Annotated in this window: 11 protein-coding genes and 1 pseudogene; 7 read left to right on the plus strand and 5 right to left on the minus strand. The window is 71.8% G+C overall.

Going from position 1 to position 9,375, the window contains the following annotated elements; genetic code table 11:
- Positions 1–71 precede the first annotated feature (71 nt).
- Together ung and O1G22_RS35125 are read left to right on the plus strand one after the other, a co-directional pair.
- Positions 72–758: a uracil-DNA glycosylase gene (gene ung, locus O1G22_RS35120; protein WP_225098795.1), complete on the plus strand. Its 687-nt coding sequence runs from the start codon at positions 72–74 to the stop codon at positions 756–758.
- Between the two features lie 106 nt (positions 759–864).
- Positions 865–1,308: a hypothetical protein gene (locus O1G22_RS35125; protein ID WP_225098796.1), complete on the plus strand. Its 444-nt coding sequence runs from the start codon at positions 865–867 to the stop codon at positions 1,306–1,308.
- Between the two features lie 34 nt (positions 1,309–1,342).
- Here O1G22_RS35125 and O1G22_RS35130 read toward each other — a convergent pair whose 3' ends face one another.
- The 3 genes from O1G22_RS35130 to O1G22_RS35140 all read right to left on the minus strand — a co-directional run bounded on the left by O1G22_RS35130 (position 1,343) and on the right by O1G22_RS35140 (position 3,115).
- Positions 1,343–1,813 (minus strand): hypothetical protein, encoded by a 471-nt coding sequence (locus O1G22_RS35130; protein WP_270084976.1) that lies wholly within the window; start codon positions 1,811–1,813, stop codon positions 1,343–1,345.
- A gap of 115 nt (positions 1,814–1,928) precedes the next feature.
- On the minus strand, positions 1,929–2,441 hold the full coding sequence (locus tag O1G22_RS35135; RefSeq protein ID WP_270084977.1) for a DinB family protein: 513 nt from the start codon (positions 2,439–2,441) through the stop codon (positions 1,929–1,931).
- Between the two features lie 65 nt (positions 2,442–2,506).
- Positions 2,507–3,115, minus strand: coding sequence for a TetR/AcrR family transcriptional regulator (locus O1G22_RS35140; protein ID WP_270084978.1), 609 nt, complete (start codon positions 3,113–3,115; stop codon positions 2,507–2,509).
- 111 nt (positions 3,116–3,226) lie between these two features.
- Between O1G22_RS35140 and O1G22_RS35145 the strand changes: the two genes are divergently transcribed.
- Both O1G22_RS35145 and O1G22_RS35150 read left to right on the plus strand, forming a co-directional pair.
- Positions 3,227–4,396: an FAD-dependent monooxygenase gene (locus O1G22_RS35145; protein WP_270084979.1), complete on the plus strand. Its 1,170-nt coding sequence runs from the start codon at positions 3,227–3,229 to the stop codon at positions 4,394–4,396.
- Positions 4,397–4,406: 10 nt separating this feature from the next.
- On the plus strand, positions 4,407–5,318 hold the full coding sequence (locus tag O1G22_RS35150; RefSeq protein WP_270084980.1) for a Gfo/Idh/MocA family protein: 912 nt from the start codon (positions 4,407–4,409) through the stop codon (positions 5,316–5,318).
- On the opposite strand, the gene lnt is transcribed toward O1G22_RS35150, so the two are convergent.
- Positions 5,236–6,801 (minus strand): apolipoprotein N-acyltransferase, encoded by a 1,566-nt coding sequence (lnt, locus tag O1G22_RS35155; protein WP_270084981.1) that lies wholly within the window; start codon positions 6,799–6,801, stop codon positions 5,236–5,238. The two genes, O1G22_RS35150 and lnt, sit on opposite strands and share 83 nt — an antisense overlap.
- A 51-nt stretch (positions 6,802–6,852) precedes the next feature.
- Positions 6,853–7,338, minus strand: coding sequence for a nuclear transport factor 2 family protein (locus O1G22_RS35160; protein WP_270084982.1), 486 nt, complete (start codon positions 7,336–7,338; stop codon positions 6,853–6,855).
- A gap of 257 nt (positions 7,339–7,595) precedes the next feature.
- Here O1G22_RS35160 and O1G22_RS35165 point away from each other — a divergent pair, with 257 nt between their 5' ends.
- The 3 genes and pseudogenes from O1G22_RS35165 to O1G22_RS35175 all read left to right on the plus strand — a co-directional run.
- Positions 7,596–8,093, plus strand: a complete 498-nt coding sequence (locus O1G22_RS35165; protein ID WP_270084983.1) for a hypothetical protein — start codon at positions 7,596–7,598, stop codon at positions 8,091–8,093.
- A gap of 220 nt (positions 8,094–8,313) precedes the next feature.
- Entirely contained in the window at positions 8,314–8,889 is a 576-nt protein-coding gene (locus tag O1G22_RS35170) for a hypothetical protein (RefSeq protein ID WP_270084984.1), read from the plus strand.
- Positions 8,890–9,069: 180 nt separating this feature from the next.
- Positions 9,070–9,373: pseudogene (locus O1G22_RS35175) on the plus strand (DUF4291 family protein); the annotation flags it as partial.
- Positions 9,374–9,375: the final 2 nt, after the last annotated feature.

Below are 9,375 nucleotides of genomic sequence, written 5' to 3' on the forward strand. Positions count from 1 at the left end.
GGTCGCCTGTAGGTTCTGGGACCAGGAAGTGACCGCACGCCGTAGTTGATAGACATCGTGAGGACGTTGACGTGACCGACATCGCCATGCTGCCCGAGTCCTGGCGCGGGGTTCTGGGCGACGAACTGCAGCAGCCCTACTTCAAGGAGCTGACCGAGTTCGTCGAGGAGGAGCGGGCGAAGGGCCCCGTCTACCCGCCGCGCGAGGAGGTCTTCGCCGCGCTGGAGGCCACGCCGTACGACAAGGTCAAGGTCCTGGTCCTGGGCCAGGACCCGTATCACGGCGAGGGCCAGGGCCACGGCCTGTGCTTCTCGGTCCGCCCGGGCGTGAAGACCCCGCCGTCGCTGCGCAACATCTACAAGGAGATGAACGCGGAGCTGGGCCTGCCGGTCCCGGACAACGGCTATCTGATGCCCTGGGCCCAGCAGGGCGTGCTGCTGCTCAACGCGGTCCTCACCGTCCGGCAGGGCGAGGCGAACTCGCACAAGGGCAAGGGCTGGGAGAAGTTCACGGACGCGGTCATCCGCGCGGTGGCCGACCGCCCCGACCCGGCGGTCTTCGTCCTGTGGGGCAACTACGCGCAGAAGAAGCTCCCGCTGATCGACGAGAAGCGGCATGTGGTGGTCAAGGGCGCGCACCCCTCGCCGCTGTCCGCGAAGAAGTTCTTCGGCTCCCGCCCGTTCACGCAGATCAACGAGGGGATCGCGCGGCAGGGCCATGAGCCGGTCGACTGGACCATCCCGAACCTGAAGGGCTGACGACCGCGCGGGCGGTCCCGTGTCGTACGGGGCCGCCTGCCCGGGATTGCCGGTGCCGCCGGTTAGCGTCGGGACCGGACACTGGCACCAGTACCCGGAGGACGCGGTGGCGGAGCGGCAGGAGCAGGTGGCACGGGATGACGTGCTGACGCGGATCGGCCAGGTCGTGATGCTGCACCATGCCGGTGACCGGGAGGAGGCCCGCAGCCGCCTTCTCGATCTGTGGGCCGAGGTCCAGGAGGCGGGGGATCCGCTGCACCGGTGCACCCTGGCCCACTACCTGGCCGACACGCAGGATGATCCGGCGGACGAACTCGCCTGGGACCTGCGGGCGTTGTCGGCGGCGGAAGAGCTTGCCGACGGGCCTGGTGGTTTCCTTCCGTCGCTGCATCTCAATCTGGCCGCGGACTATGTGAAGCTCGATCGCGCCGAGGCCGCCCGCAGCCATCTGCGCTCCGCTCTGCGGGCCGCGGGTTCCCTGGCCGACGACGAGTACGGCAAGGGGGTGCGGGCCGCCATCCGGCGACTGGAGTTGCAGCTGGGGGAGTAGCTGGGGGAGTAGCGCTTCGCCTGAGCGGCGCTCATCAGTGGCCGTACGTCTGCTCGCAGATCTCCGACTCCGGGCTGTCGCTCTTCCAGCCGCCGTACCTTCTGCCCAGGGCGCAGACGTCCGGGGCCTTGGGGACCGGGTTCGGCAGGCCCGGGGCGGCGGTGTGCGGGTGGCGGTGGTGGCGCTCGTGGTGGTGTGGGTGTGCGGGCGTGGCTGCCCGGGGCCGGGGTGGGGCGGCCGGAGGGGCTTCGGTCCGGTGCGGGGGGACCGGCGGCATCGTGTCCTTCGGGCGGTCGGACGAGCCGACCATCTCCAGGGCCTGCTGTGCCGGTGCCTGGACCGCCCGGGGCTCCGTGCTGCCCTCCGGCCGGGGTGCCCTCGGCAGAGTGGGGGCCGTGTCCGGCGGCGGTGCCGGCGTCGCCGGGCGCTGAACCGTCATACAGCCGGAGAGGGCGGAGACGGCCACGGTGACCAGGAGCGCTGCGGTGGTGGTCGTTCGATGCACCCGGGCAACTCTGCTGGGTCGGTGCCCGAGTTGGCACCAGGGAGCCCGGGTTGATGCCCCCGCACGGGTGATCTCGTGCCCCGTACGGAGGGCTCCGGTGTGCCGGAGGTGACGTTCAGTCGCCGGTGGCGCCGTCGATCCGTTCGCGGATGAGGTCGGCGTGGCCGTTGTGCCGGGCGTACTCCTCGATCATGTGGGTGTAGATCCAGCGCAGGTTGAACGGCCTGTCCGTGAACCTGCTCTTCCCCTGGGACAGATCGTCGAGTGCGAAGCCGGCCGCGTGGCGCCGGGCGATCCCGATCTCCGTCTGCCAGGTCGCGTACGCCTGCTGCCAGGTGTCGGTCCCGGTGACATGGAAGTCGCCGTCGTGGTCCTCTTCGGTGTAGTAGATCGGGCCCGGGTCGTCGCCCGTCAGCACCTTGCGGAACCAGGCCCGTTCCACCTCCGCCATGTGGCGCACCAGCCCCATGAGGGACAGTTCCGAGGGCGGCACGGACGCGGTGCGCAGCTGCTCGTCGGTCAGCCCCTCGCACTTGGCGGCCAGCGTCTGGCGGTGGTAGTCCAGCCAGCCCTCCAGCATGGCGCGTTCACCGGCGGTCTGGTCGGGCTCGTGGCGTTCGGTCGTCATGCCTCGTATCCTCGCCTGGTTTCATGCCGCCCCACCAGGGGTTTTCCGGGCCCCGCCCTGGGCTTTCACCGGCCCAGCAGGCCTGTCAGCAGTTCGCGCAGACCCGTGCGGATCTCCGCAAGGCCGGGTTCCTCGGCGCCGAACGAGCCCGCCGCGCACGAGAACATCAGCCCGTCCGCCCAGGCGACGAGGGACAGGACGTGCCGGGCCGGGTCGGGGGAGCCCGCCGCGGTGAGCAGGGCGGCCAGCTGCTCCTTGAAGACGGCGCCGGTGCGGTCGTAGAAGGCGCGCAGTTCGGGGCGGCGGGTGGCCTCCAGGGCGAGTTCGTAGCGGGCGATCAGCAACGCCCGGCCCTGTGTCAGCGACCGGTGCACCGCGAGGGCCAGCCCGTCGGCCAGCGCGTCGAGTCCGGCGCCCGGTCGGGGCATCTCCGCCAGGGACAGCACCCGGGCCTCGCGCTCGGCGTGCCGCCGTACCGCGAGTTCCAGCAGCGCCTGCCGGGTGCGGGCGACGTTCGACGTCGAGCCGAGCGGCAGCCCGGCCGCCTCGTCCACCGCCCGGTGTGTCAGCCCGCGCATCCCGCGCTCGGCGAGCAGGGCGAGGGCGGCGTCGGCGACGCGATCGGCGCGGGAGGCGTGTGTGGCGTGGGCGGCGCCGGGTGTCCGTACGGGCATGAGGTGACCTTACCCGTCGTACTACAGCCGTAGTAGCGCTCACTACGGCTGTAGTACAGTCGCGCTCACTACAGATGTAGTGCACGGATTCGGGGATCCACAGGAGGAGTCATGGCACAGTCGGCGCGCGCCCTCGTCATCGGCGGCGGAATCGGAGGCCTGGCCGCGGCGGCCGCCCTGCACGGCCGGGGCTGGGACGTGACCGTGCTGGAGCGGGCCGGCTCGCTGGAACCGGTCGGCGCGGCCATCTCGCTCGCCCCGAACGCCCTGCGCGCCCTGGACGTGCTCGGCATCGGCGACGAGATCCGCGACCTCGCCGCCTGGCAGGGCGACGGTGGCCTTCGCACTCCGGGCGGGCGCTGGCTGTCCCGGGCCGACGCCGAGGCCGCAGCCGCCCGCTTCGGCGGCCCGGTGGTCCTGCTGCCCCGGGCCACCCTGGTCGGCCGGCTCGCCGCCCTGCTGCCGCCCGGCGTCGTGCGCACCGCGTCCGCCGCCACCCTCGTCGAACCCGGCGACAGTCGGCGGCCCGCCCGGGTGAGCACCGGGACGCAGGAGCTGGAGGCCGAGCTGGTGGTCGGCGCGGACGGCATCAACTCCCGTGTCCGCACAGCCCTGTTCCCGCGCCACCCCGGCCCGGTGTACGCCGGGTTCACCACCTGGCGGGTCATGATCCCGGTCCCCGGCGCGCAGTTCGCCTCGCACGAGACCTGGGGCCGGGGCCGGATCTGGGGCACGCACCCGCTCAAGGACGGCCGCGTGTACGCGTACGCGGCGGCCGTGACGCCCGCCGGCGGACGGGCGCCCGACGACGAGAAGGCCGAACTCCTGCGCCTGTTCGGCGACTGGCACGATCCCATCCCCGCCGTCCTCGCCGCCACCCGCCCCGAGGACGTGCTCCGGCACGACGTGCACCACATCACCACGCCCCTGCCGGCCTACCACTCGGGCCGGGTCGCCCTGCTCGGCGACGCCGCCCACGCCATGCCGCCGACCCTCGGCCAGGGCGGCAACCAGGCCGTCGAGGACGCCGTCGTCCTCGGGCACCGTGCCGACGACCTGCCCGCCTACACCGCCTCCCGCCTCCCGCGCACCACCGCGATCGCCCGCCGGGCCGTCAAGGTCGCCCGCGTGAACATGGCCGAAAGCCGCGCCGCCGTCGCCGTACGCGACAGCGTGATCGCGGCCCTGTCGAAAACGGGACCCGCGCTCTTCCTGCGCGGCTTCGACGGCATCGCCGACTGGCGGCCGCCGTATGCTGCCGGAGAGACGGTCAAGCGGTAGGGGAGCGCACGTGAAGGTCGGCTGCATCGGACTCGGGGACATCGCGCAGAAGGCGTACCTGCCGGTGCTGGCCACCCAGCCCGGGATCGACCTCCACCTCCAGACCCGGACGTCCGCCACCCTCGACCGGGTGGCGGACAGCCTGCACCTGCCGGCCGGGCGGCGGCACACCACGCTCGACTCCCTGCTCGCCGCAGGCCTCGACGCGGCCTTCGTGCACGCGCCGACCGCCGTCCACCCCGAGATCGTCACCCGGCTGCTGGAGGCGGGCGTACCGACGTACGTCGACAAGCCGCTCGCCTACGAACTCGCCGACTCCGAACGGCTGGTGGGCCTCGCCGAGGAGCACCGGACCTCCCTCTTCGTCGGCTTCAACCGCCGCTACGCCCCCGGGTACGCGCTGTGCCGGGACCATCCGCGCGAGCTGATCCTCATGCAGAAGAACCGGATCGGGCTGCCCGAGGAACCGCGCACGATGATCCTGGACGACTTCATCCATGTCGTCGACACCCTGCGCTTCCTGGTGCCGGGCCCGGTCGACGACGTGACGGTGCGTGCCCGCACCGAGGGCGGACTGGTGCACCACGTGGTGCTCCAGCTCGCCGGGGACGGCTTCACCGCGCTCGGCGTGATGAACCGGCTCAGCGGCTCAACCGAGGAGATCCTGGAGGTCTCCGGGCAGGACACCAAGCGCCAGGTGCTCAACCTCGCCGAGGTGATCGACCACAAGGGCCAGCCGACCGTGCGCCGGCGCGGCGACTGGGTGCCGGTGGCCCGGCAGCGCGGCATCGAGCAGGCGGTCCTCGCCTTCCTCGACGCCGTGCGCGCCGGAAAGGTGCTCAGCGCCCGGGACGCGCTGGCCACCCATGAACTGTGCGAGCGGGTGGTACGAGAGGTGCGGGACCGCTCCGGCGCAGCCTGAGCGTCTTCAGCGCCTCCGCCGCACCGAGCACCGCCAGCACCAGCAGCGCGCCGTCCACCGGCCAGTCGCCGTAGCGGACGTACGGCGTGATGCCGTGCGCCAGCGGTACGCCGTACACCTGGACGGCGCTCGCGTCGGTGCCGAGCCACGGTCCGAGCCGCTGCCCGTCCGGCCCGTACACGGCGGAGACACCGGTGAGGGTCGCGTGCACCATCGGGCGGCCGGTCTCGGCGGCCCGCAGCGCGCCCAGCGAGGCATGCTGCTCCGGCGCCCAGCTGCCCTGGAAGGTGGAGGTGGCGGACTGGCCGAGCAGAAGGTCCGCGCCGTCCTCGGCGAGGTGCCGGCTCATGTCCGGGAACGCGGTCTCGAAGCAGATCAGCGGGCCGATCCGCAGCCCGTGGCCCACGTTCATCACGACCTGCTCGGTGCCGCGCCTGCGGTCCTCGCCGGCCGCCCTGCCGACCGAGGTGGCCCAGCCCAGCAGCGAGCGGGCCGGTATGTACTCGCCGAAGGGAACCAGCCGCATCTTGTCGTACCGGTCACCCGTCGGGCCGTTCGGGCCGATCAGCACCGAACTCTTGTAGATGCCGGGCCGGTCGGAACGACGGGCGTCCACGTTGACCAGCACATCGGCGCCGACCGCGCGGGACAGCGCGGTGACCCGCCGGGCCAGATCGGGCCGGTCGCCGAGATCGAAGCCGACGCTGGACTCGCCCCACACGACCAGATCGACGTGCTGCCCCGCGAGCTGCCGGGTCAGCTGCTCCTCGCGGGCGAACCGCCTGTCGCCGCCGTCCATGATCCCCGGCTGTACGACGGCGATCCGCGCCCGCCCGTCCACGTGCGGGCGCGGCGCCCACGCCCACGCGGCCGAGGTCGCGGCGGCCGTGGCGACCAGCGAGGCCACGGCCGGCATCCGCGACTCGCGCACCGAGACCAGCACGGCCGCCGCCACGTTCACGACCACGATCAGGAAGCTGAGCAGCCAGCTCCCGCCGACCGAGGCCAGCCGCAGCGCGGGGGAGACCTGCCACTGGCTGGCGCCCAGCATGCCCCACGGCCCGCCGAGGCCCTGCCAGGAGCGCACCAGCTCCACCATCAGCCAGGCCGACGGCAGCACCAGCAGCGCGGCGGCACCCCGGCCCGGCGTGGGCCGCCCGCCGAGGAAGCGGCGCACCAGCCAGCCCCACGGCGCCCAGAGCACACCCAGCAGGGCGGCGATCAGGAAGATGAACACGTGCAGGCTCGGCAGCAGCCAGTGATGCACGGCCAGCAGGAAGCCGAAGCCGCCGCTCCAGCCGTCGTACGCGGCGCGGCGCCCGCTCGGGGCCGAGCGGGCCAGCAGGATCCAGGGGACCAGGGCGACGTAGGCGAACCACCACAGGGAGGGGGCGGGGAAGGCCAGGACGGGCAGGGCACCGGTGAGGGCGGCGACGGTGGAGCGCCGCCAGGGTGAGGTGAGCCAGTGGTCGATCGTCCTCATGTGGACCCTCCCTACCCTGCCTGCACCTTCAGTGTGCGCTTCGGGAGCGATCTAGGACAGGGGGCCTGGTGCGCCTCCCCCGGCCGACATGTGACGCCACTTCTCCTCGACCGTCACCTGGCGCAGGTGCCAGCCCTCCGGTGTCCTCAGCAGTGCGAAGTCGTACCTGCCGCCGCACACCAGATCCGGTGCCCCGGGAGTGTCGTCGGTCCTGAAGCGCATCGGGTTGAAGTAGTCCGCCCGGACCCGGGCCGTGTCTCCCGTGTCGTGGTCCAGGAGGCCGAAGTGGACCCGGCGGTTGACGATCAGGTGCTGGCGCATGGGGAACAGGGCCAGATTCTCGGCCAGCCAGGCGGCGATCTCGGGGGCGGGGCCCTCGATGCCGCCGGACGAGCGGTAGTCGGCGCGGCCGTCCGGGGTGAACAGCCGTCGGTACGCCGCCCAGTCGCCGTCGTCCACCGCCACGGCGTACGCGGTGATCACCTCGTCCACGGCCAGCCGGTCGATCACGGTCGCGAGCTCCGCGCGCTGTGTCATCGGCACAGTGTTGGGCATCGGGGGTGAAGAACCAAGAGGGCGTGCCGGGTTATTCGGTGGTGCGGACCCGGCGTACGGGCGAACCTGTCCCCATTTACGATCAGTCCGACGAGGGATCCCTGGGGCCCGAGCCGAAGTTTGGGCCTACCTCCGTCGGGCCACATGCGGCGGCCGCGTCTGGAGAGCCTGCAGGCCAGTGATAGGACTGGGGGACTTTGGTCGTAGAGCGATGGCTTGTTGGTGCTGAGGAGGCAGGCATGTTCGATGAGGCCGGTGAGGACGAGCTTCTGCTCGCCGCGATGATGCAACTCGGTGCCAAGGGCGGCTCGATGGGAGCCGCCGCGGGAGGGGCGGCCACCGGAGTTCACGGATTGGGCGGAGCTGGGGCGCGGGGCGGTGCTCGTGGAGCCGCGCGAGGCTTCAAATGGACGAAGAAGGACGTCAGTACCACTGTTGTCGAGTTGTCCGGGGCAGTGACGGCAGTGTCCCAGCTGGTCCACAAGACTCTGGCCGACGCGGGGAATCTGATAGGCGCTGAGACCCGGGACGACGGGGGCATCGCCGTACGAGCGATGGTCGGCGTAGGGATGGGGGGCCTGAATCCCACGGTTGTGACAGCTGTTGTGGCCGCAGGTCCGGAAGGCGTCGCGGTGGTGGAGCTCCGCGCCGCAGGTCGTGAAGGGCTCATCAAACGGCACCCCGCCGACAATGCTCTGGCGAAGATCACCGGTCACCTCAAAGCTGCCTCGCAGTAACGGCGGCCGCGCGGACGCAGCCCAGGCGGCGCCGCATCATCAAGCGCGGTTCGCGGACTCCCGGACTCAAGGGGGGCCTGGGTTGCCCGTGGCCCGTATCAACACAGTTGGGTGAACCCGCCAGAGTATGGATCATGGATGCGTGACGAAGCGGACGAAGGACGGACCTCCGGTCGAGCAGTCAGTTCCTGAACCGGATCTTTCCCCGTACCAGCAGGCGATGAGGCAAAGGCTCCTCGCCGCGCCGGTGGTGGAGGCCCCCGAGCCCTGGCGGCGCATCGCGTACGCCCCGGTCGGTGGACTTCTCGGGATCGGATTCGCCTCGCATCCCGGCACCGGCCACGACTTGGTGATGGTCGTCTCGCACGACGGTCACGGGTTCTTCGACGCCGTCACGGGGGAGAAGATCGCGCGGGATCGTGACCCGGACGCCGAGGACAGTAACCGTGACGCGGATCCTGCTCTGTGGTGTCCTGGGTTGGGACCGGTCGCCGGGAGCAGGGTGCGCGTCGCCGGGCTCTTCGGCGGAGGACTGCACACCACCGGCGGAGACGGTTGGAAGCTGGAGGTCGTTGCCCCGGCCTGGCCGAACGAGCGTGTCCTGCTCTCTCGCGACGGCGGTCTGCCGCACTCCGGTCCGCACGGGGAGGGCTGGTGGCACATCTTCCACTCCCACTACTCCGAGCTCCGTGCCGCTGGCTTCTCGCCCTCCGGGCAGACCCTTGCCGTGGCGACGAGCAGCGATCTGTCCCTGTGGACTCGCGGCGCCGGCCACAGCCGCAGCAGTGGCGACTGACGATCGGCTGGGACCTGGGAGTTGAGGTCGTCGGTCTGCTGATCCTCGCCGTCCACCAGGCGCAGGCCATGAGGTTCCAGGTATGGCCCAATGCGTTGCCCTGCGGTCGGCTACGGGGATGTGGCCCACCTCCACAAATGGTTCGTGAGCGCGGCTTGACCTGGATCAAGCCGTCCTTGCGAGTGGGCCCTGCGCCATGCCTGTCTGTCGCACTACGCGCCCGGACCGCACGAGGATCAGGCGGACGTTGAGGGAGTCTCCGGCGCGGGTCCAGTGGGACCCCGAGCGGGATCTGCATCACCACCCGTTGCCCTACCGGTCGTTGCAGCTCGGTCTCGCCGGGGAGGCGGCGGCCCGGTACGCCGACGAGTGGATCAGGGGCATCGAGGAGGTGACCCCGCCGGCCACGGAGGTCCACGCGCTGGTGCGGGCGGGCGAACCGGAGCGGGCCGGCGCGCTGCTGCCGCCGGAGCGGCCGTACCCCCC

The sequence above is a fragment of the Streptomyces camelliae genome (assembly GCF_027625935.1).
In the GTDB taxonomy this organism is placed as follows: domain Bacteria; phylum Actinomycetota; class Actinomycetes; order Streptomycetales; family Streptomycetaceae; genus Streptomyces; species Streptomyces camelliae.

Bases quoted from the DNA above. Each gene is read 5' to 3' on its own strand.
- O1G22_RS35145 (WP_270084979.1), top strand. From the start codon at position 3,227: ATGGCACAGTCGGCGCGCGCCCTCGTCATCGGCGGCGGAATCGGAGGC.
- O1G22_RS35170 (WP_270084984.1), top strand. From the start codon at position 8,314: ATGAGGCAAAGGCTCCTCGCCGCGCCGGTGGTGGAGGCCCCCGAGCCC.
- O1G22_RS35165 (WP_270084983.1), top strand. From the start codon at position 7,596: ATGTTCGATGAGGCCGGTGAGGACGAGCTTCTGCTCGCCGCGATGATG.
- O1G22_RS35135 (WP_270084977.1), bottom strand. From the start codon at position 2,441: ATGACGACCGAACGCCACGAGCCCGACCAGACCGCCGGTGAACGCGCC.
- lnt (WP_270084981.1), bottom strand. From the start codon at position 6,801: ATGAGGACGATCGACCACTGGCTCACCTCACCCTGGCGGCGCTCCACC.
- O1G22_RS35140 (WP_270084978.1), bottom strand. From the start codon at position 3,115: ATGCCCGTACGGACACCCGGCGCCGCCCACGCCACACACGCCTCCCGC.
- O1G22_RS35160 (WP_270084982.1), bottom strand. From the start codon at position 7,338: ATGACACAGCGCGCGGAGCTCGCGACCGTGATCGACCGGCTGGCCGTG.